Annotated in this window: 23 protein-coding genes; 4 read left to right on the forward strand and 19 right to left on the reverse strand. The window is 39.6% G+C overall.

Annotated features, from left to right (window positions below; genetic code table 11):
* Positions 1-93: 93 nt before the first annotated feature.
* The 3 genes from M9H69_RS05365 to M9H69_RS05375 all read left to right on the forward strand — a co-directional run bounded on the left by M9H69_RS05365 (position 94) and on the right by M9H69_RS05375 (position 2,722).
* Positions 94-903, forward strand: coding sequence for a Cof-type HAD-IIB family hydrolase (locus tag M9H69_RS05365; RefSeq protein WP_250314998.1), 810 nt, complete (start codon positions 94-96; stop codon positions 901-903).
* A 144-nt stretch (positions 904-1,047) separates the two neighbouring features.
* Entirely contained in the window at positions 1,048-1,956 is a 909-nt protein-coding gene (locus tag M9H69_RS05370; protein WP_250314999.1) for an ABC transporter ATP-binding protein, read from the forward strand.
* Positions 1,957-1,966: 10 nt separating this feature from the next.
* Positions 1,967-2,722: an ABC transporter permease gene (locus M9H69_RS05375; RefSeq protein WP_061598385.1), complete on the forward strand. Its 756-nt coding sequence runs from the start codon at positions 1,967-1,969 to the stop codon at positions 2,720-2,722.
* 39 nt (positions 2,723-2,761) lie between these two features.
* Here M9H69_RS05375 and M9H69_RS05380 read toward each other — a convergent pair whose 3' ends face one another.
* The 18 genes from M9H69_RS05380 to M9H69_RS05465 all read right to left on the reverse strand — a co-directional run bounded on the left by M9H69_RS05380 (position 2,762) and on the right by M9H69_RS05465 (position 18,476).
* Positions 2,762-3,640: a sensor histidine kinase gene (locus M9H69_RS05380; protein WP_195215690.1), complete on the reverse strand. Its 879-nt coding sequence runs from the start codon at positions 3,638-3,640 to the stop codon at positions 2,762-2,764.
* On the reverse strand, positions 3,640-4,338 hold the full coding sequence (locus M9H69_RS05385) for a response regulator transcription factor (RefSeq protein ID WP_000146578.1): 699 nt from the start codon (positions 4,336-4,338) through the stop codon (positions 3,640-3,642). The genes M9H69_RS05380 and M9H69_RS05385 overlap by 1 nt, the downstream gene beginning before the upstream one ends.
* Positions 4,339-4,444: 106 nt before the next feature.
* Positions 4,445-5,182: a TraX family protein gene (locus M9H69_RS05390; protein ID WP_250315000.1), complete on the reverse strand. Its 738-nt coding sequence runs from the start codon at positions 5,180-5,182 to the stop codon at positions 4,445-4,447.
* 144 nt (positions 5,183-5,326) lie between these two features.
* Entirely contained in the window at positions 5,327-6,202 is an 876-nt protein-coding gene (gene aguB, locus M9H69_RS05395; protein ID WP_250315001.1) for an N-carbamoylputrescine amidase, read from the reverse strand.
* Between the two features lie 9 nt (positions 6,203-6,211).
* Positions 6,212-7,297, reverse strand: a complete 1,086-nt coding sequence (gene aguA / locus M9H69_RS05400; protein WP_250315002.1) for an agmatine deiminase — start codon at positions 7,295-7,297, stop codon at positions 6,212-6,214.
* A complete protein-coding gene (gene nspC / locus M9H69_RS05405) occupies positions 7,294-8,421 on the reverse strand; it encodes a carboxynorspermidine decarboxylase (protein WP_250315003.1) in 1,128 nt (375 codons plus the stop codon). Before nspC ends, aguA begins: the two co-directional genes overlap by 4 nt.
* A complete protein-coding gene (locus tag M9H69_RS05410; RefSeq protein WP_250315004.1) occupies positions 8,421-9,680 on the reverse strand; it encodes a saccharopine dehydrogenase family protein in 1,260 nt (419 codons plus the stop codon). Before M9H69_RS05410 ends, nspC begins: the two co-directional genes overlap by 1 nt.
* Positions 9,677-10,537, reverse strand: a complete 861-nt coding sequence (speE, locus tag M9H69_RS05415; RefSeq protein ID WP_009730144.1) for a polyamine aminopropyltransferase — start codon at positions 10,535-10,537, stop codon at positions 9,677-9,679. Before speE ends, M9H69_RS05410 begins: the two co-directional genes overlap by 4 nt.
* Positions 10,538-11,998 (reverse strand): aminotransferase class I/II-fold pyridoxal phosphate-dependent enzyme, encoded by a 1,461-nt coding sequence (locus M9H69_RS05420; RefSeq protein ID WP_250315005.1) that lies wholly within the window; start codon positions 11,996-11,998, stop codon positions 10,538-10,540.
* Between the two features lie 590 nt (positions 11,999-12,588).
* Positions 12,589-13,605 (reverse strand): hypothetical protein, encoded by a 1,017-nt coding sequence (locus tag M9H69_RS05425; protein ID WP_250315006.1) that lies wholly within the window; start codon positions 13,603-13,605, stop codon positions 12,589-12,591.
* Positions 13,598-14,065, reverse strand: coding sequence for a hypothetical protein (locus M9H69_RS05430; RefSeq protein ID WP_250315007.1), 468 nt, complete (start codon positions 14,063-14,065; stop codon positions 13,598-13,600). The genes M9H69_RS05425 and M9H69_RS05430 overlap by 8 nt, the downstream gene beginning before the upstream one ends.
* Positions 14,066-14,108: 43 nt before the next feature.
* Positions 14,109-14,903 (reverse strand): DUF4261 domain-containing protein, encoded by a 795-nt coding sequence (locus tag M9H69_RS05435; protein ID WP_250315008.1) that lies wholly within the window; start codon positions 14,901-14,903, stop codon positions 14,109-14,111.
* A gap of 48 nt (positions 14,904-14,951) precedes the next feature.
* Entirely contained in the window at positions 14,952-15,449 is a 498-nt protein-coding gene (locus M9H69_RS05440) for a hypothetical protein (protein WP_001265715.1), read from the reverse strand.
* A gap of 10 nt (positions 15,450-15,459) precedes the next feature.
* The gene (locus M9H69_RS05445; protein ID WP_084851186.1) at positions 15,460-16,014 is read right to left on the reverse strand and encodes a hypothetical protein; all 555 of its coding nucleotides are present in this window, start codon (positions 16,012-16,014) and stop codon (positions 15,460-15,462) included.
* 26 nt (positions 16,015-16,040) lie between these two features.
* Positions 16,041-16,514 (reverse strand): hypothetical protein, encoded by a 474-nt coding sequence (locus M9H69_RS05450; protein WP_193431810.1) that lies wholly within the window; start codon positions 16,512-16,514, stop codon positions 16,041-16,043.
* A gap of 18 nt (positions 16,515-16,532) precedes the next feature.
* Positions 16,533-17,384, reverse strand: a complete 852-nt coding sequence (locus tag M9H69_RS05455) for a CbrC family protein (RefSeq protein WP_001070496.1) — start codon at positions 17,382-17,384, stop codon at positions 16,533-16,535.
* Between the two features lie 132 nt (positions 17,385-17,516).
* On the reverse strand, positions 17,517-17,921 hold the full coding sequence (locus tag M9H69_RS05460) for a hypothetical protein (protein ID WP_250315009.1): 405 nt from the start codon (positions 17,919-17,921) through the stop codon (positions 17,517-17,519).
* A 48-nt stretch (positions 17,922-17,969) separates the two neighbouring features.
* On the reverse strand, positions 17,970-18,476 hold the full coding sequence (locus tag M9H69_RS05465; protein ID WP_000525326.1) for a YfbM family protein: 507 nt from the start codon (positions 18,474-18,476) through the stop codon (positions 17,970-17,972).
* Between the two features lie 119 nt (positions 18,477-18,595).
* On the opposite strand from M9H69_RS05465, the gene M9H69_RS05470 reads away from it, so the two are divergent.
* Complete coding sequence (locus tag M9H69_RS05470) at positions 18,596-19,615, forward strand: hypothetical protein (protein WP_250315010.1); 1,020 nt, start codon at positions 18,596-18,598, stop codon at positions 19,613-19,615.
* 30 nt (positions 19,616-19,645) lie between these two features.
* On the opposite strand, the gene M9H69_RS05475 is transcribed toward M9H69_RS05470, so the two are convergent.
* Complete coding sequence (locus M9H69_RS05475) at positions 19,646-20,449, reverse strand: hypothetical protein (protein WP_250315011.1); 804 nt, start codon at positions 20,447-20,449, stop codon at positions 19,646-19,648.
* Positions 20,450-20,466: the final 17 nt, after the last annotated feature.

A 20,466-nucleotide genomic window follows, 5' to 3' on the forward strand; every position in this document is an offset into this window, starting at 1 on the left:
TCCTATATTATACCATGATTTAGCCGAAGATTCTGCCTCCTTATCACCAAAATATGCTATAATAAAAGCAAAACACATAGAAAAGGAAGTCTTATGATTAAACTACTAGCCTTGGATATGGACGGAACCCTCCTTAATGAAGCCAAGGAAATCCCACAAGCCCACATTACTGCCATTCACCAGGCTATTGAAAAAGGCGTCAAATTGGTTCTCTGTACGGGTCGACCGCTTTTCGGTGTTCTTCCTTATTACAAAAAACTGGGTCTTGATCTCCAGAATGAGTATGTCATTGTCAATAACGGTTGCTCAACTCACCAGACTAGTGACTGGAGTCTAGTTGACTGGCAAGAACTCAGTCCAGCTGACATTGAATACCTCTATGACCTGTCTGAAAAAAGCGACGTCCAGTTGACTCTTTTTGATGAAGAACATTATTTTGTCCTCGGTGGTAAGCCAAATGAAATTGTTCAAAATGATGCCAAGCTAGTCTTTTCAGACTTGACTGAAATTTCCCTTGAGGAAGCCACTAGTGGCAAATATCGGATGTTCCAAGGTATGTTTTTGGGCAACGAAGAGCAAACAGACGATTTTGAGCAGCGTTTTGCGAAGGAACTCTGCCAACGATTCAGTGGAGTTCGTTCGCAGCCTGTCATTTATGAAGCAATGCCCCTTGGAACGACCAAGGCTACTGCTCTTTCACGACTAGCTGAGATTTTGAAGATTGATTCCTCAGAAATCATGGCCATGGGCGATGCTAATAACGATATCGAAATGCTCCAGTTTGCAGGACTTGGCATTGCTATGGGAAATGCTAGTGACCATGTCAAATCTCTTGCTGATGCCGTTACAGCAAGCAACGATGAAGATGGCGTCGCGCGTGCCATTGAGAAATATATTTTATAGAGAAAATTCCCAGTTAAATCCTTAACTGGGTTTTTGACATTTTAAAAATCAGAAAACTTTAGAAACTCTTTAGAAATACTTGAGCTTTCTTTGATTTCTATAGCTTATACTAAAGTTAGAAAAATAAATCAAAAGGAGAAAATCATGAAAACAGTACTCGAAATTCATGGACTGACCAAAGAATTTGGTAAACAAGCTATTCTTCAAGATCTTAGTCTAACGATAAAAGAGGGAGATATTTATGGTTTAATTGGAAAAAACGGAGCAGGTAAAACTACTCTTATTAAAATCATTACACAACTACTGTTTTCGGATACAGGAACTGTTTCCCTCTTTTCTAGTCAATCGGAAAATGAATGGACCAAGGCTTTATCTCGAGTAGGTTCGGTTATCGAATCACCTGTAGCTCATAATCACTTAACAGCCTATCAAAATCTGAAATATTATTGTATGATTCGCCATATTCCAAATGCTGATAAAGTCATTCGAGAAACACTGGATTATGTAGGTTTGTCTGATACAGGTAAGAAAGTCTTTCGTGATTTCTCGCTAGGAATGAAACAAAGACTTGGCATTGCCATTGCTCTTCTATCTAAACCCGACTTCCTTATTCTTGATGAACCCATTAACGGTCTCGATCCGATTGGAATCAAAGAATTTCGTCTGATGATTCAACGACTCAATCAAGAAAAAGGAATAACCATTCTCATTTCTAGCCATATCTTGTCAGAACTCTATCTCTTAGCTAATCGCTTTGGAATTTTGGATCAAGGTAAGATTATCCGTGAAATCAGCAAAGCTGAATTTGAAACGCTAAGTGAGGATTATATTGTGCTCAGAACAAGCGATAAAGAAAGAGCATGTCAAGTATTGAAAGAACAAATCCAACTCCAGTTCAAGGTTGTTAATCCAGAAAATGAAATCCATATCTTTGGGAATGAACAAGATGTCAAACAGATTCTTAAGAAATTAACTTTGGCAGATGTTGCTATTGACGAGATTTACTATGCCCGTCAAAACCTAGAAGAATACTTCACACAATTGGTAGAATAGGAGAAAAATCATGATACATACCATTCAAGCAGATTTTTACCGTCTCTTTCGCTCCAAAGGATTCTGGATTACAGAATTCATTCTCTTTGCTCTCATGTTAATGGGTGCTACTATCGGAGCTACAGGACATCTGATGTCAGTAAATACCACACCTGAAACAGAATTTCCGACCAAAGGTTGGGACGGCATCCAAGCTCTTATCAACGCGTCTAGCAATGGTTCAAACCTCGTTTTTCTCTGCATTGTTCTAGCATGTCTCGTTCTTGGAGTTGATCTAATCGGCAAGCTTTATAAAAATAGTTTGACTGTTGGTGTTTCTCGTACAGAGTTTTTCCTTGCTAAATCCTTTGTACTAGCAAGCATCGCTCTCTTGCAACTCATCGCCAGCCTTGTGATTGCTTTTGTTCCCTCAACCCTACTAAACGGACTTGGTACAATGCCTGATGGTTTTGTTACTAATCTCCTCTTGACGATTTCCCTTCAATTTCTCTGCCTTCTCGCTTGGCTTTCGATTGTTTCCTTTATTCTCTACCTAACTCATTCTTATCTTGCCGTATTTATTGGTTATCTGATTAGCTCTATCGTCCTTTCTATGCCAATGCTTGTTTTCCCAGACATTGAAATTCTACGATATTTAATTCTAGATTTTGCCTATGCTATGACTACTAATAGTCAAGCTATTCTCTATACCATCACGATTTGCGTAACGGTCATACTTTTCTTCTCTTTCAGTGGACTGACTGTTTTCAAGAAGAAAAGCTTATAAAAAGGACCTCCTCTAAACTTATAGAGGAGGTTTCTTCTGTTAAAAATAAATAAAGACTGAAAACCATTCTCCATCAGTGGCTAGCTTCATATCCGCTCCAAGAAGATGAACTAATTCCTCAGTAATATAAAGACCTAAACCAGAGGATTCTTCTGTATCCGACATATTTTCAGAATAAAAACGATTGCTGAGATTGTCTATATTCTTGATAGGTTTTTTGACTAGATTATCTATTTCCAAAACAAGTCCTTTTTCTTCCTTTTTCAAAGAAAGTCGAGCCTTCTCCTTGCCGTGCTTGAGAACATTTCCAAGGAGGTTTTGTATAATTCGATCAAGCAAGTCCTCATCAGTCGTCGTTTTCAATCCTGGTTCGACGTTAAAATCAAGAACAATACGTGAAGATTGAAAAACGTCGTAATAGGCTAAAGTCTTTTTCGTTATAAAAGTTGATAAATCAAGCTCTTCCAGTTTCGGTTTGACTGCTCCTTCCATCAAATGACGATATTCAAGAAGAGCTTCCAAACGTTTGGAAACCAAATCCTGATGATGGGCTATTTTGCTTAAAGTTTCCTGACTATTATCGGGGTGTTTTATTAGTTGCTGAGTATATCCTGAAGCGATTGTCAAAGGTGTCCGAATATCATGAGCGATGTTACTGATTGCCATATCTAGGGTGCGTTTTTCACGCTTCATGATTAGCTGATTTTGCTCCACTTCTTGAAATAGATTCTCAATTTGGTTATGTAGACGCAAAATGGTCTTTGAAAAGAAATTTACCCCGATCCTCTTCATGCTACCAGAGCGAATCTTTTCTTCGATTTGTCTGCTTAAATCTCTAATTGCTATATGATAGCGAATCAAAGAAATCGCCAAAATAATGTTAGTAAGGAGTAATATTGATATCAAAATGTAATTCATTATTTGTCTCCTTTTAATCGAACACCAACTCCCCAAATGGTTTCAATGTACTCATGATTTGGATCCAGTTGATACAGTTTTTTACGGAGATTGCTTAGATGGGTGTTGAGCGTATTGTCTCCAGGCAGGTAACTTTCTTCCCAAATCAATTCATAGAGTTCTTCCTTGGTGAAGATTTTTTTAGGATGATGGAGCAACATTTGAAGAATCTGGCACTCTTTCTTTGCAAGGCGAATGGTTTCAGTTGTGCTACTTATTTCAAAACTATCCGCATCGAATTGGATATTTTTAAAGTTTTGCACGAGGTTATCAATTTCTCTTCGATCTCCTGACTGATGTTCACCACTTTGGCGTAATTGCACAGTGACTCTGGCAAAGACTTCGTCCAAATCAAAAGGTTTTACTACATAATCATTGGCACCGTCTAGTAGATATTGGCTGATGAGCTTTTTATCACCTAAAGCAGTAAGCATGATGACCGGAGTCTGATTCGTTTGTCGAATAGCTTGCAAGACTTGGTCACCATTTTTCCCAGGGAGCATGATATCTAGTAAAACGAGATCAATGCCACCTTTGTCAAATTGCATGATACCTTCTGTGCCAGAAAATGCTTGGATCACCTCGTGTTCCTCTGTAAGAAGGGTTCTTAAAATTTCCTGGATTTCATTATTATCTTCAATTACAAGTATGCTCGCCATAAACCTCGTCCTTTCTAAAACTATTATAACATGTTTTGTTAGGAATTCCAGATACAGAAAAGCTCCTCTCACATTTTAAGTAAGATGGAGCTAATGGAAATTGAATCTATTTAACCAAATAAGCAATCAAAGTTATGATCCATAGATGAGTCGGGTAGAAAATATAAAAGAAATATTTACTCCAGCTGGTTTCTTGTCCTCGCTGTCCATTATACAAGGCTATAAAAGGAAATACGGTGATAAAGAGCCAGTCAGAATTGTAAAGCATCATTTCTAGTGTTTGGTGCCAAGTGTCGTAAATTTGGATGGAAGTCACTAACAAGAAGGCCCACAGAAAGGCATATAGGAGATTTCGCAATCCCTTGCGATTTCGACAAGAGTAACTAATCAAGAGAAATGGCAACATGGTGATGCCACCCTCAGTAAAAAGACAACCGAAAATCAAGAGCCCAGCAACTCCAATCCGACGCCATAATTTCTCTTTTTTATCCAGCTCTTTTCTGGGAAAACCAAGCCAAAGCATGGTGACACCGATAGCCAAAGTCAAGAAAATGTTGTTATTAACCATTACTCCCTTAGAGGAAAACAGGGCATTGAGTAGGCTATTTCCAACAAACATGATAAGCGCCCAACTCCAGAGACGGATGAGGTAGTTTTTCAAATTTTGAGTATGGATAAAACCTTCCATAGCCATATAGGCAAACCAAACTCCTACACAACGGGTCATAGCGTGGAAAATACCTTCCCACATAGGAGAAATAATTCCGGTGATATGAGGAATATGGTCTAAAACCATTATTGCAGCCATCAGATACTTCAACTGCGTCGCATTCCATTTTTTCATAATAAACCTCTTTCTTTTTGATCTATATAGAGTATAGCATACATTTCTACGCATAATCGTACACCCATCTTACATTTAAAAAGCCTATCTTACATTTTTGTAAGACAGGCGTGAATATCAAAAGTTTATTATGAAAGTTACCTTCTAGTCCGTAATTCGTTGGTACATTTCTGGTCTTCTATCTCGAAACAGTCCCCAGTTGAGGCGTTCGCTTGCTCCCTTATCAAGGTCATAGGTCGCTAACAGAATTGCTTCTCCTTGTCTTTCAGCTCGCTCTAGAATAGCTCCTGTTTCATCCGTCATAAATGATGAACCGTAGAAGTTAAGACTAGAGCTTTGTCCGCCATTTTTCTCACTTGGAGTGACTTCTTCCAAACCGTAACGATTGGCTGCAATGACTGGAACAATATTTGCTGCTGCGTGCCCCTGCATAGTACGTTGCCAGTGACCACAACTATCCGTATCCAAAATTGGCTCTGAACCGATGGCGGTTGGATAAAAGAGTAATTCAGCACCATTCAATGCAAGACAGCGCGCTGTTTCAGGAAACCATTGATCCCAACAGATGCCGATCCCAATCTTAGCATAGCGAGTGTCCCAGACCTTGAAACCTGTGTTACCAGGCGTAAAGTAAAACTTTTCTTGATAATAATGATCATCTGGTATGTGGGTCTTTCGATAAACGCCCAGCACTTCCCCATTTGCATCAATGACGGCGATAGAGTTATACAAGACATTGCCATCTTTTTCATAGAAACTGATCGGTAAAACGACCTTTAGCTCCTTGGCAATTCCTTTAAAATGCTGAATGCCTGTATTTTCTGTCACGGACTGGGCAAACTGATAGTAGTCATACTGGCGTTCCTGACAGAAATAAGGACGTTCAAACAACTCAGGCAAGAGAACGATTTGTGCGCCTTTCTCTGCAGCTTGGCGAACTAAACGTTCAGCTGTTTGGATATTTGTTGCTACATCCTTAGCACATTGCATCTGGATCGCTGCAACTCTTACATTTCTCATCTTTTTCTCCTATTCTGGGATTTGTTGGGTGATACAGTGGATATTGCCACCACCTAAGAGAATATCTCTGGCTGGTATTCCGACAACTTTACGGTCTGGGAAACACTTACTGAGAATATCTAAAGCCACTTGGTCGTTTACATCCTCAAACTGGGGAACCAAGACAGACTTGTTGGCAATATAGAAATTGGCATAGGAAGCCGCAAGACGTTCACCCGCATAGCGCTCTTCTTCCCCCTCTTCATAGATGTAGCCTGGCAAATCCTCTTCGGTTACAAGTTGATGAAGCGCTGGGATTGGCAATTTATGAATAGTGAAGGGACGACCTTTTGCATCTGTTTCCATTTCTAAAAGAGCAAGGTCAGCTACAGACATGGCATACTGAGGATCACTTTCGTCGTCTGTCCAAGCTAGAACAAGTTCTGCAGGGCCAACAAAAGCAGCAACATTGTCAACGTGTTCATTGGTTTCGTCCTGATAAATACCATAGGGAAGCCAGATAACTTTTTCAGCGCCAAGGCTTTCTAATAAGGTGTTTTCGATTTCCTCTTTACTGAGATGAGGATTGCGTCCAGGACTGAGTAGGCAACTTTCAGTCACAAGAATGGTTCCTTGACCATCGCTGTGTATGGCTCCGCCTTCTAGTACAAAAGGTTTAGCATCATAAACAGGCATTTCCAAGGCCTCAGCAAAACGACTAGCTACTTGGTCATCTGCTTCATAGTCTTGATAAAGACCATCGACTGCACCACCCCAGGCATTGAAAGACCAATCGACTGCCAACTTTTCTCTTTTATCATTGACGAGAATAGTCGGCCCAGTATCACGCGCCCAGGCATCATTGGTAGGAATATCTAAATAAACGACCTTGTCTCCTAGATAGGACTGGGCTTCAGATAGATAGTCCTGCTCCACCAAAAGATAAACCCTTTCTCCTTCTGCTATAGTATTGATAATCTGAGTAAATGCTCTTTTGGCAGCTTTTCCTTGAAAGGGCCATGAACCTGGTCGAGTCGGCCAGATCATGAGGGTACCATGATGGGGTTCATATTCTGCTGGCATACGAAAGCCTAATTTTTTTGGACTGTCTATCATGATAATCTCCCTTTAAAGTCTTGATAGCCGAAGGCTTTGACTAAGCTGCAGTCCCCCTGCTCGTTCATAAGATAGAGACTTGGCAAGCCAATACCGTTAAAGGTATTATTTTTAACAAAAGAATAAATGGCCATATCTTCAAAATAAAGTCTGTCTCCTATTTGAACTGGACTTTCAAAGCTATAATCGCCAATCACATCTCCCGTCAGGCAGGTATTGGAAGAAAGTCTATAAGTATGGGCTTTTTTCTGCGCCTCAAATCCATTTCTCAAAGGTGGACGATAGGGCATCTCAAGTACATCAGGCATATGGCAGGTCGCAGAGGCGTCTAAAATCAAGATCTCCATACCGTTTTCGACAATATCCAATACTTCAGTTGCTAGATAACCCGCATTGAGCGCAATGGCTTCACCCGGCTCGATATAGACTTCAAGGTTGTAAGTTTCTCGGATACGCTTGATTTCAGAAATCAGCAAATCTACATCATAATCTTCTCTTGTGATGTGGTGTCCGCCACCCATATTGAGCCATTTTACCTCATGTAAATAAGGACCAAACTGCGCTTCTACTGCTTTCAAAGTTGTCTCTAAATCCTCTGAACCTTGCTCGCAAAGGGTATGAAAATGAAGACCATCCACTAAATCCAACAAATCACTAGGGATTTTATCAAGTGTCACACCAAAACGAGAGCCAGGAGCACAAGGGTCATAAAGCGCGTGGTCACCCTGCGTTGAACATTGAGGATTGAGACGCAAACCGACACTGATACCAGCCGCTCGATAACGAGGACCATGTTTACGCAACTGTCTCTCCGAATTAAAGACAATATGGTCTGTAATTTCAAGTAATTCCTCCAAGTCCGCATCCTTGAAAGCTGGAGCAAAGACATGGACTTCCCCCGGGAATTCTTCTCTAGCTAGCTTGGCCTCATAGAGACCACTTGCAGTTGTACCAGATAGGTACTGGCTAATCAATGGATAGGTTTTGTAGAGAGAATATGCCTTCTGGGCTAGTAAAACCTTGCAACCGGCTTCTTCTTGTACATATTGTAAAATGCGACAGTTGGCCTCTAACTTTGCTAAGTCAATGACGTAAGCTGGTGTTGGTACATGTTCTAGCTTCATTAGTCCACCATTTGTGGATTTTCAACCACAACCCAAGGTAAGCCATACTCATTCAAAGCTTCCATGAATGGATCTGGATCCAATTCTTCAAGGTTGTAAACTCCAGGTTGTTTCCAAGTACCGTTTATAACTAATTTTGTCCCAATCATAGCTGGAACGCCTGTAGTGTAAGAAATTGCTTGTGAACCAACTTCTGCGTAACATTTCTGATGGTCGCAAACATTGTAGATATAGATAGTCTTTTCAACGCCATCTTTGACACCTGTAAAGATACAACCGATATTGGTTTTACCAACCGTGCGTGGACCAAGGCTTGCAGGATCTGGAAGCAAAGCTTTTAAGAATTGAATCGGAACGATGTCTTGTCCATTAAAGTTAATGGTATCCGTGCGAAGGAGACCAACGTTTGCCAAGCATTTCATGTGCGTGAGATAAGATTGACCAAAGGTCATAAAGAAACGTATCCGTTTGACTCCAGGAATGTTTTTGGCAAGTGATTCGATTTCTTCATGGTGAAGGAGATACATATCTTTTTGTCCAACTTGAGGGAAATCATACTCACGCTTGATAGACATAGCTTCGACTTCGACCCATTTTCCATCTTCCCAGTAAGAACCTGGTGCAGAAACCTCGCGGAGATTGATTTCTGGGTTAAAGTTTGTCGCAAATGGATAACCGTGGTCACCACCATTACAGTCTAAAATGTCGATATAGTGGATTTTATCAAAGTAATGTTTGAGAGCATAGGCTGAAAAGACACTAGTCACACCTGGGTCAAAACCAGATCCAAGCAGAGCTGTCAAGCCTGCTTCTTTGAATTTCTCCTGATAAGCCCACTGCCATGAATAATCAAAGTAGGCTGTAAAACCAAGTTCCTTGCAGCGTTTTTCGTAGATGGCACGCCACTCAGGATCTTCTGTATCCTCTGCCTCGTAGTTAGCTGTGTCGATATAGTGAACTCCAGTCGCTAAACAAGCGTCCATAATGGTCAAGTCTTGGTATGGTAAAGCTACGTTCAAAACGGCTTCTGGCTTGTAGCTTTCAATCAAGGCAATCACTTCTTCAACCTTGTCAGCGTCAAGGGCAGCTGTCTCAATCTTTGTACTTGTTTTGCCTTCCAGTTTAGCCTTCAAGTCATCACATTTTGACTTGGTACGGCTAGCAATCATAATCTCTGTAAAGGTTTCGCTATCTTGGCAAATCTTTGAAATAGCAACTTGGGCAACGCCCCCACATCCGATAACTAATAAACGACTCATTTTTTTCCTTCCTCTTCTTCTAAAATGTCCTCTACATACTTGGGCAACATAAAGGCTCCCACATGTAAGTTTGCAGTGTAGTATTCTGTGAAAAGCTGGCGTTTTTTCCAGCCTTCCTTGTCAAAATCTTTGACAGGGTGGTATTTTTTCGATGCAAATCCAAACAACCAATAGCCCGCTGGACTGGTTGGGATATGGGCCTGATAAACCCGACTGATTGGAAATGCTTGATTGACCTTGCGGTGCATGCTTCGGCAAGCTGACTCATCTTCGTCAAAGAAAGGACTACCATGCTGATAGATCATGATTCCGTCTTCTTTCAAGGCCCTGAAACTGTTTCCGTAAAATTCCTTGGTAAAGAGCCCTTCCGTATGTCCAAATGGATCTGTCGCATCGTTGATGATAATATCGTAATCATCCTCGCAGTTTCGCAAAAAGCGTAGCCCATTTTGGTAGTAAATGGTAACACGAGGATCGTCTAGCCCTGCGGCAAAATCTGGGAAATACTCACGACAAACCTCAACTAGCATCTCATCTGGTTCCACAATATCGATTTGTTCCAGTTCAGGATAGAGGGTTAATACTTGGGCAACACCACCGTCACCACCCCCAATAACCAATACTTTCTTAGGATTAGGATGGACAGCCATGGGTACGTGGACGGTCATTTCATTGTAAACAAAATCATCTGCATCTGAAAACAAGACATGCCCATTTAAGATCAATATCTTTCCAAAAGCTGGTGTATCCAAAACTTCGATATCCTGCCATTCACTTTTACCAGCGTAGAGTTGCTTGGCGGTTCTCAGGGACAATTTCACATCTGGAGTATGAACTTCAGAAAACCATAAATCCATCTAGTTCTCCTTTCTCTCAATAACATTAATGCGATTGACCTCTGGATCTTCCGTCCCTTGGAGAGAGCAACCACGTTCCTTGGCAAATTGGATATAGTCTACAATTTCACGTGTAATGCGTTCACCAGGAGCCAAGATAGGAATGCCTGGAGGGTAACACATGACAAATTCCCCACAGACTTGTCCAACAGACTGGTCCAGGGTCAAACTTCTTCTCTCTGAATAGAAGGCTTCTTGAGGAGACAGTACCAACTCAGGCTGGATATATTCTCCAGCAATCAAATCTTTTCCATCCCTTGAGTAGAGTCTCTTGATATCAGCTAAAGCACCAACTAAACGTTCAATGTCTTGGATGCGGTCACCGATTGAAATGTAGGCCAATATATTGCCAATATCCCCAAATTCAATCTGAATATCGTATTCGTCTCGTAGGAGATCATAAACCTCGATCCCTGTTAAGCCAATACCCTGAGTGTAAACGGACAGCTTGGTTACATCAAAATCACAAACAGACACACCGTCTATCAACTCTTTTGAGTAGGCATAGTAGCCACCTATGGCATTTATTTCACGACGAGCATACTCGGATAGCTCAATAACTTTCTCAAAAGACTCTTTTCCACGAAGAGCCAAGTTTCGTCGAGAAATATCCAAACTAGCCATAAGTAAGTAAGATGCAGATGTAGACTGGGTCAGGTTGATAATCTGACGAACGTACTCAGGATTCATCTGCTCCCCGATAAGAAGGATGGAGCTCTGGGTCAAACTCCCACCAGACTTATGCATAGAAACCGCCGCCATATCAGCGCCAGCATCCATAGCAGACAGTGGCAATTTGTCTGTAAAATGCAAATGCGCTCCATGGGCTTCATCCACTAAAACCAGCATGCCCGCTTCATGACCCATTTCCGTTAAACCCTTGAGGTCTGAACAAATTCCATAGTAAGTAGGATTGTTAATCAAAATGGCCTTGGCATCTGGATGTTCCTTAATGGCCTGGGCAACACGGTCATTTTCAAGACCTAAAGCGATGCCGATTTTAGGATCTACACTCATCTCGATATAGATGGGAATGGCACCACATAGAACCAGCGCATTGATAGCAGATTTGTGAACGTTCCGTGGCAGAATAATCTTATCTCCCGCCTTGCAGGTGGAAAGAATCATGGTTTGAACAGATGATGTTGTTCCACCAATCATGAGAAAGGCATGCGCTGCTCCAAAAGCATCCGCAGCCAGCTCCTCTGCATCCCGAATAATCGAAATGGGATGACCTAGATTATCCAAGGGTTTCATCGAATTGACATCAATGCCAACACATTTTTCTCCTAATAGTTCGACAAGTTCTGGATTTCCTCGTCCGCGTTTGTGACCTGGTACATCAAAGGGAACAATCCTTTTCTTGCGTAGCTTGACCAAGGCCTCGTAAATTGGGGCTTGGTTTTGATCTAACTTCTTCAAGACATACTCCTTTACCGTATTTTAGCACCTCAAGAAGATAAAGGCGACTAAAGGTTGACTTATGAAAAAAGAGCAGGTTTTCACCTGCTCTGCAATCTTCTGACGTTTGTATTTTGGTTTCTGTTGAGTATGTCTGTTCCTGATGTTTCCTAACTCTCTAGTAGCAAATATTACGTACTTTATTGATCGTTTCACAAGATGACGTGTGCTTTCACCACACTAAAATTTATGAATTAGGACAAGTGTCCTAACATCAACTTATAAAAGTAGGCTTTTAACCCTATCAATAATGTGGCTTTTCAACCACGCTTCGGCATTCAACCCTGCCTGTCCGTAGGCATTTTTTACTCGGGTTTATATTTGCTAGAAAACATCATCTCATTTTCTAAGCCTTATAACTATATCATGTTTATAAGAGCTTGTAAAGGATTTTGAGAAACTTTTTTAAACAATTTCTTTTTTTGTTCGCAAAATGGTATTTAACGATAAAAAGGAATCGTTTTAAATTGAAATCAAAATACAAAAACAGGAACTAAATCGATTAGTTCCTTTGTTGAATCGTAAGTATAGTCAGTTATTCAAAATCTTATCTACTTATCTCGTGCTACTTGAACAGCTAGTTCAAAATCAGTCATCATATAATTTTCATCTAGGCGGATGAGACCATAGTACTCATTCCAAAATAGCGAATCACTGTTGCTGGACCACTTTAATCCATACCATAGTTGAGTGACATCACTTGTATTTGATGGTGGAATTGACCATAGATGCTTCTTGAAAGTTTCTTGAACAAGTGGAACATCTAGTCTAGTAGTCAAGTCAAGTTCATTTAATTTGAAAGTAATAGAATGTTTTTTTGCTGCCTCAATACTGTCCTTGTTAAATCGAACCTGAATAACCTTAGAATCTTCTATAGCCACATCATGGTCCTCAGCACCGTAAAAGGAAATACTGCCCAGTACTATGCCATCTTTTGCTAGGAGATAGGGAGCGTAAGGAACAGCATTGCTATCAAGCCTGAAACCTTTTTCGATGGTAACTGTTTTATCTCCAGGATACTTTTGGAAACTGTTACTTGTCAGGAGGTCTTCATAGTCGCTACCACCATCGCCCTGTCTTACATAGATGTCAAATCCAGCGTCCATCAGCTCACTGGATTTAGTTTCAGCTAAAATGATTTTACTTTCATTAATTTGTAAAATCGGTGCTTGAGGTGGCAAACCAATCGTGAGATTAAACATGACTCCTAATAGAAAGACAAGGAAGGTTATAAGGAGGGCGAGCATAGACTTCCCAGTTCGTTTTCTTGCATTGAAAAGGGCCATTAGAGCAGGTAGGAGGATCATTTTGGCTAAAATAGAATTCCCAACACCGCCTCTATTTAAGGTCTGAAAGGCAAAGATCCCTGCGATGGCAATCAGTGTCAGGTAGACCAAAATCTCGCCTAGACCCAGTTTTTCTGTTCGAGTTTGTTGATTTACAGGAGTTTCGTACAATGACTGTCCATTCTCTTTCCTCTTTTTTAGAAAGAGATAAAAGCCCAGACCTAGCAGCAGATTAAAGATTGCAAAAGCAATTAAAGTACCTATAATCACTGTTCTACCCATGGCTCTCTACTCCTTTATGTTCTCTCTCAAATCTTATCTTACTCTTTAGTACCCAATTCCCAATCAATAAAACCAGCAAGAAGAAGGGGCCGCCTTCTATCAGCACAATGGGTAAAGCCACTAGAGCAATCATCAAAAAACTAGCTTTCTTTTGACGCCAACTACTGCCCCATTCTCCGTTTATCAGTGCCCCTAAATAGTCGATGTAGTCAGTAAACCAAGTCAATAAGGGATTTTGAAAATTATTGAGCCTTAGGTAAATGAACATAGCAGAATATAGCAAAACATAAAGAATTCCAAGGACTAGAATAATCTTTTGACTAGTTCGAGTAGCCTCTAGAACGATTTTTTCTCTCTTCTCTGGTTTTATTTCCTTGAGACTTGGATTCTTACAAGAGAGTTTTTCAAATCTATGGTCCAGAAATCGGTAGAGATAATATTTTTTTATATCACGCTTCATAAAACCCCCAATCTAGGAAAGACACTCAATTATAAATCATGGTTTAAACATCTAATTTCAAGGAATTTCCTTCCAAATAGACGGCTTTTGACTCAGTGATTTTGATTTTTTGATCTTCTGAAAAGCCAATGGTTTCACCGTCCTTTAAGGTGACGTCACTGCCTAAAACATACTGAAGAATAGACAGGAGGAAATAATATAAATCATCGCTATTCATAGGAGACTCGATAATTTCAATCTCAGTTCTTCCAAACTCTTTCAAACCATAAGTGTAAATACTAGTTTTATCTCCCTGGTTGATAATTCCTATATAAATCCAGAGTTGAAGTGGAAGCATTTCTTCTTTCAAAAGGTCAGTCAGGTCTAGATAAAGATCTTTGGGTAAGAGCAAGGTGGTAGAACCCTGATAAATACCAATAGCTGATTGACTAGTTTTTAAGATAGAGGCATTGACTTTAGTTAATAGGGAATAAGTTTCTACTGGCGAAAGATTGTCAGACAGGATAGAAACAATGGCGTGTTGTGTGTGCTCTTGTGTTTCCTTCTCAACATCCTGCCAGAGGTAAGAATAGGCATACAATTCTTCAAATTCTTGACTTGGGATAGGCAAATCCATTAAAGCCAGCGCAACGAGAGCACCATCAATCACAAAGGTTGCACTAGAATCATCCCCAGAAACTTCAGAAATTTCAAGCGCCCAGTGAGATTTCAATTCCTGAACGACCTGGTCTAAAGAATAGGCCTGCTTGCCTTTGAAGAGCGGCATGGACAAGATCAGTTGTTTTTTCTTCTCTGACTTTTCTTTCTTCCTAGCAAATAGATTTTTTAAAAATTTCATAGGACTTCTCCTTTTTCTCATATCAGTTGGGAAGCAAAGCTATCTTGCTTAAAGTGAGTCGTCATACCAAGTTTCCTCATCCTCAAAACCGTAGAATTTCTCATCAAGTAGCCAATTTCCATCCACCAATCTAAGTACAAACTGATGCTTCATTTCTAAAGCTTCTTGATAATGGGTGATGACTCTTGCTTCTTCAGCTTTTGTCATGATAAAATCTACAGAAAAATCATTCGTTTGAACATAGTTATACTCACTTGGGGAGCCATAAGAATTTCGAACTCCTCCTTCCAAGCATTTTCGAGTCACTTGTCCAGTCATAAGTTGGATTTGTCTATGAAAATAGTCATCCATAAGATCATTCCACTTGGGATGAACTTGATTGGCTGGGATGCTAAGGGCTTCTTTTTCCTTATCCAGTGCTCTGTTACGCTCAAAAATTTCCTCTTCTAACAAGGTTAAACTTTTGAGTAAATTAAGCAAGGGTGGGATGATTATTTCCGCCATGGCTCGATAGTTTTCAGGGGTATTTTTATAGTTCACTCTCATGATTACTCTCTTAACTTTCCTGGATTAATTGCTTTACTTCTATGTCTGAAAGTTGTCCATCCATGTAGAGTTTCCTAAGTAAATCTTTATCTACGGTAATTTCATAATAGTCAGTCACAAACTCATGAAATCTCTCAAAGCTATCAAAAAGGTAAGAGAGCAACCATTCTCCGCCATCCTGATCTTGGTAAGTGTGTTGATGCGCGTGACCGTCATACCAGATAAAGAAGGTTGTTTCATCTTTTTGTTCTTCTGAATAAAGTGAGACATACTTTTCATCCAGTCCATTATAAAAACCATCGATGATATCTTGATTCCACTCGTCAGCAGCAAACTGGCTTAAACTGCTTTCATGATCAAAGCCTTTTATAAGGATCATTTTATCAGTCAAAATCACATCTAAAGAATCACCAGAGCCATTGTCAATAAGGTAGCGGAGTCCATAGTCTTCCTCAGTCTTAATCACAAGTCTGAGCCAATCCTCACTCGGATCTGTTAGAAACTCATCAATGACAAGCAAGGCATCTAAGCGAGTCTTTATCTTGTCCCAATTAATCTTTTTCATCTCTAAAAACCTCCATCTTATTTTTGCTATTTATCAAGATCACAAGCCCTATAACGAGCTGTTAGATAGCCTGAAAAGCTAATCTGAGGGATATTCCACTCATTAGGCAAATAAATGGAACAATCTACCTGATCACCTAGAGGGGAACTTGCTGAGAAGACATATCTTCCCAAATCCTCATTATTAAGATTTCTTTCAACTTGACTCAATCTGCTAGTATTGAACCAGTCTTTAAACAGTAGCCAGATTTGCTCGGCATCTTCGTTTAATAGGGGGACTTTCAAATTGTAGCTGATTCCGACTCTACATCTTTTTTTGAATCCTGACTCATCAGCCTTACAAACTTTTATGGATCCCTTATCATACTGCCAGTTATCACTATCTAATAGGGGAAATTGAACAGATAGATTGTCTTTAAATCCCTGCATAGTATCAAATAAATCTTTGGAGGCAGCTTCGAATAATTCTAGTTCTTCCATAGTCTTCTCTTTAATTTTCATAGCTAATCACATTTCGATTTAATCTGCATCAACCCAGATATGGTATTTTTGACAATGTAGACATCTAAACAAATAACCACAGATAGGCCCGTCTTTGACCAAGTAGTCTTCTACCTCTTGATATTCTTCACGCGCTTCATAGTCTGCCAAAACTTGCTCAGCGATTCCCATATCCTTCAATTCTCGAGTTCCAACTGTACCCAAGTAAGCACAATAATCTTGGCAACAAGAAAGCCAATATTCTCCCTGCCAACTAGAGTAGCCTGGGGTCTGACAAAAAAGCAGCTGATTCTTTTCTGGATCCAATTCACCCTGCCACTCGGCATCTTGGATAAATTCTGCATCGAATTTTTTAGCTGCTTGACCATTTGCAATACAAAATGGACAAAGGTTCTCTATGTTGTCAATACAATAAGGGATCAAGTCATAATAAATATTGCTTTCTTTCCCACAAGATGGACAAAGCTTGGCTTCTCCTTCAACAAATGAACCTGTAGCTAAGGGATCTGGATGATAGAGAAAATGTGGCAAAGACTGTAATAACTCCTGACTCTGCTTTTTATCTTCTTTTCTTAGGGGACGAGGAAGGGCATAACGATCACCATGACTCTGATTCATTTCTTGTAAACGGCTCAGTTTCTTTTTCTGTTTTCGATCTGGTTTATCTAAGATTTCGGTAAATAAGCTATAGGCACTAGTGTAGAGACCCAATTGTTCATAGAGGTCAACTAAGACTTTTTTAGCTTCTAAATCATCAGACTTAGCTAATTCATCAGCCAAATCATAGAGTGCCGCAACACTTGAAGGCTTTCCATCTTTAGCATGGTATTCCCTTGTCCGGGTGATATATTCTTGTAAATATGGATTCATCTGACTACCTTTTCTTACATGGATAAATTCTGATTAACAAATGGTAACAAGGACAATACCATTTAAGCCTAACATTGCTTTATATAAATCTTTCATTTCATCACCTGATCTTAACCTCTTATTGTCAGACAGTTAGTAAATTTCATACACAAGCTCTCTATCAACTTGAAAATATTTGTCGAATTTCACTAAAAGATAAAGGAATACAGCTGGAGAGACACCGGCATCATAACCTAGAGCAAATTCGCCATAAGAACTACTTTTATCCAAGATTAACTCCCTTAATTCCAGTTCTGTAACTGCTTTATCAGGCCAATTATCATGGATAACCTTTTGAGCTTTTTTATCAAGGTGTTCCAAGTTTCTATATAAACTAGTCATCAAATCATCTGATAATAAGACCAAATCCTGTTCACAGTAACCTGTAAAATAAATATTTATGTCTTTATTTAGATATCGCCCTAGAAAATAGATCCCCGAATCATGTTTTTCCCAGCTTATCCCCTTCCATAATGCCAATAAATCTTCTTTGTTCATTTATTACCTCAAGCAGTTTTATTCTTTTAGGAATGTTTAATAAACTTTCTAACAAATAGTGACCAGGACATTTCCATTGAGCTCCAGAATCTTTTTGTAAAACTCTTTCATATTTACAAAACTGATTCGAATTTCATCCTTGATTTCTTCCTCTTCCTCAAGATAATCCCAAATATCAGGATACAAGTCGGCTTTCTTGCAGGCTTCCATACTAAAGTCTTCCAAGGCTCTGTGCATGTCAAAACTTTCTAGAGCTTCTATGATTTCGGCTATCTTATTTTTTTCAGTATAGGCTATGTACTCAGACACTTCTTCTAAAGGAGTCACTCCTAAAACCGCTTCTCTCAAGGGATTGTCATCCAAAAATTCTGAACTACTAAATCCTGTCAAGACAAAGACCAAGGCATCCCACATTTTGTCAATATCTAGTAAGATATCATGACTATCAGCGGAATCCTCTGCAAAATCTAACAAGTCATCTTCTTGATTGGAAAGACCTTTTATTTGATCTAATTCATCGTCTGGTAAATATTGATAATTGGCAATCATTCCCATGATTTTACTCCTTTGAATCAGTTAGTATTATACGGATCTTTCTAGCTCTATTTCCCTAGAAAATGCTATAATGGAGCTAAGAAATTGTTTTATTGAATGTTAAATAGGGGGAAATAGTAATGTTCACTAGTATTGTTTTGGGTTTTTATGCTCTTTTCTTTCTATCCTTGTCCTTTACTATCTATCTCTATATCAGACTTGTAGTTGCGGTCAGACAAGGGAAAGATGTCCCAAAATGGATCTATAAACTCGGCCATGCCATTCAAGGTAGAATTCACGTTGACTATGAAGAAATCACAGATGCTAATGCCCTTAAAGAGATTCATTGGTTCTTGCTGATCTATTTAATCGTAAATCTACTGGTATTGGCTGGCTTCTACTATCATGGCAATAGCTTTCCGCAAGCAATTTATGAATGTTTGAAAAAACAATTTTTTATCGTACTTGTTAGTATGGTTTTAAAAAGTATTGGTAAATTTATTGTACTAGCTATAAGAAAAAACTTTCATAACAGTCATGCTTATGCATCAACCAACGCTTTTGTCGGGACAGCCTTTTTAACGAGTTATGTTTTTATGTTTTGCATGATGATGAGTGGTCTTCCAGCTCAACCTGTTCCAGTAACCATTCAAGATACCACTGTCATTATCGGGGAGAGCAAGGCTTCCGAGCTTTTAGAGCAAGGTTTCACCTTCGAAGATAAAGGTGCAAATAGTCCTATCACCAATCCAAAAAACGACCATTTCTACTACGGCCAGCTTCTCGAAATCAAGCGTGAAGATCAGTCCTATGGTTTTATGATCCTTACTCCTACTGGCAAAGATACTGATCAACTCAAAAACTGTGTCATTACCTACTATAGAACGCCTAAGGATGCCCATCAATTGCAGGGAATTTCTATCAATCATGTCAGTTTAGCAAATCTCAAGCTCCAAGATTTTCAAACAAGAAAATTAATCGATATCTTTGAAGTCAATCCTGCTGATTACAATGTCGCTGAGACTGACTCAAACTACATCCTAACCATTCAAACGGCAGATTACGACCTCTGGAAAAGATACAGGATTGAAGCCAAGATCAATTCAGATGGTTCCATAGATAGTTATGGTGTTAGAGCTCAACACAGTATGTGGGAATGATTGACCATTTTCCCCTTTATCACATAAGCATTAAACTGAAAAAACATCATCGACAAGTTTATAGGTTTCGATGCGAAGGCCAGAAGAGCCCATATCTCTAGTGATTTCTTCATAAATATCTTCTAAATTTTGGGCTGGTGCTAGCATCCAAAGACTAAAAGGTCTAAGTTTCACCTGTCCAATTTTTTCAATATTATCTAATAATTGCCCTAAATCTTTGTGATTGAACCAGCAATCTGTAACGAGAGCAAACTTTGTATTGTCCATCTTACAGGAGATATGACTGGTCAAAAAATCATCGATGGTGGGCCGTTTTGTTTGTAAGAGGCGCGTGCAAGCCAGATGGTACTCAAGCTTTCTAGGACTCTGATCAACCATAGGTACAAAGACAAGACCATACTCATCTTGGAACTTAACAGCAAGGATATCCCCTTCTTCAAAATAAGGTTTGCGTTTAGTTTTGGTTTTAGGGACCTTTAGAGGTCTAGGATTTTCAGTTTGCAACTGAACTGCAAGTTTTTCCAAGACCTTCTGCCTTTGCTTCAAAGCCTTTGGATCTATTTCCAACCAAAATGGATCAGCCCCTTTTTTGATAAGCTCTAATGTTTTATCTCTGATGTCGTCTGTCAGGTGACCAATCTTCCACAGTGAGTAGGCAAGAGCTGTCCAATAAATTTCTGTAAAAAAGTCTGTTTGACAGTAATCTTTTTCCGCATCGAGAATATCCTTGATGATATTTGCTACATGTTCACCATCTCTATAGCGACCAACCACCTCATTGTAAATGTCATAACCTTGATCACTGTCAATGATTTTAACGCCATCAATAGCCATACTCAACTCCTAATGCT

This window comes from Streptococcus oralis, from assembly GCF_023611505.1.
Classification (GTDB): domain Bacteria; phylum Bacillota; class Bacilli; order Lactobacillales; family Streptococcaceae; genus Streptococcus; species Streptococcus oralis_CT.

What these genes read in the sequence shown, in the direction of transcription:
- M9H69_RS05470 (WP_250315010.1), top strand. Translation starts at nt 18,596, where the DNA reads ATGTTCACTAGTATTGTTTTGGGTTTTTATGCTCTTTTCTTTCTATCC.
- M9H69_RS05445 (WP_084851186.1), bottom strand. Translation starts at nt 16,014, where the DNA reads ATGAAAAAGATTAATTGGGACAAGATAAAGACTCGCTTAGATGCCTTG.
- M9H69_RS05390 (WP_250315000.1), bottom strand. Translation starts at nt 5,182, where the DNA reads ATGAAAAAATGGAATGCGACGCAGTTGAAGTATCTGATGGCTGCAATA.
- nspC (WP_250315003.1), bottom strand. Translation starts at nt 8,421, where the DNA reads ATGAAGCTAGAACATGTACCAACACCAGCTTACGTCATTGACTTAGCA.
- speE (WP_009730144.1), bottom strand. Translation starts at nt 10,537, where the DNA reads ATGGATTTATGGTTTTCTGAAGTTCATACTCCAGATGTGAAATTGTCC.
- M9H69_RS05425 (WP_250315006.1), bottom strand. Translation starts at nt 13,605, where the DNA reads ATGGGTAGAACAGTGATTATAGGTACTTTAATTGCTTTTGCAATCTTT.
- M9H69_RS05440 (WP_001265715.1), bottom strand. Translation starts at nt 15,449, where the DNA reads ATGAGAGTGAACTATAAAAATACCCCTGAAAACTATCGAGCCATGGCG.
- M9H69_RS05385 (WP_000146578.1), bottom strand. Translation starts at nt 4,338, where the DNA reads ATGGCGAGCATACTTGTAATTGAAGATAATAATGAAATCCAGGAAATT.
- M9H69_RS05365 (WP_250314998.1), top strand. Translation starts at nt 94, where the DNA reads ATGATTAAACTACTAGCCTTGGATATGGACGGAACCCTCCTTAATGAA.
- M9H69_RS05370 (WP_250314999.1), top strand. Translation starts at nt 1,048, where the DNA reads ATGAAAACAGTACTCGAAATTCATGGACTGACCAAAGAATTTGGTAAA.
- M9H69_RS05455 (WP_001070496.1), bottom strand. Translation starts at nt 17,384, where the DNA reads ATGAATCCATATTTACAAGAATATATCACCCGGACAAGGGAATACCAT.
- M9H69_RS05475 (WP_250315011.1), bottom strand. Translation starts at nt 20,449, where the DNA reads ATGGCTATTGATGGCGTTAAAATCATTGACAGTGATCAAGGTTATGAC.
- M9H69_RS05430 (WP_250315007.1), bottom strand. Translation starts at nt 14,065, where the DNA reads ATGAAGCGTGATATAAAAAAATATTATCTCTACCGATTTCTGGACCAT.
- aguB (WP_250315001.1), bottom strand. Translation starts at nt 6,202, where the DNA reads ATGAGAAATGTAAGAGTTGCAGCGATCCAGATGCAATGTGCTAAGGAT.
- M9H69_RS05380 (WP_195215690.1), bottom strand. Translation starts at nt 3,640, where the DNA reads ATGAATTACATTTTGATATCAATATTACTCCTTACTAACATTATTTTG.
- aguA (WP_250315002.1), bottom strand. Translation starts at nt 7,297, where the DNA reads ATGATAGACAGTCCAAAAAAATTAGGCTTTCGTATGCCAGCAGAATAT.
- M9H69_RS05435 (WP_250315008.1), bottom strand. Translation starts at nt 14,903, where the DNA reads ATGAAATTTTTAAAAAATCTATTTGCTAGGAAGAAAGAAAAGTCAGAG.
- M9H69_RS05460 (WP_250315009.1), bottom strand. Translation starts at nt 17,921, where the DNA reads ATGAACAAAGAAGATTTATTGGCATTATGGAAGGGGATAAGCTGGGAA.
- M9H69_RS05375 (WP_061598385.1), top strand. Translation starts at nt 1,967, where the DNA reads ATGATACATACCATTCAAGCAGATTTTTACCGTCTCTTTCGCTCCAAA.
- M9H69_RS05450 (WP_193431810.1), bottom strand. Translation starts at nt 16,514, where the DNA reads ATGAAAATTAAAGAGAAGACTATGGAAGAACTAGAATTATTCGAAGCT.
- M9H69_RS05465 (WP_000525326.1), bottom strand. Translation starts at nt 18,476, where the DNA reads ATGGGAATGATTGCCAATTATCAATATTTACCAGACGATGAATTAGAT.
- M9H69_RS05410 (WP_250315004.1), bottom strand. Translation starts at nt 9,680, where the DNA reads ATGAGTCGTTTATTAGTTATCGGATGTGGGGGCGTTGCCCAAGTTGCT.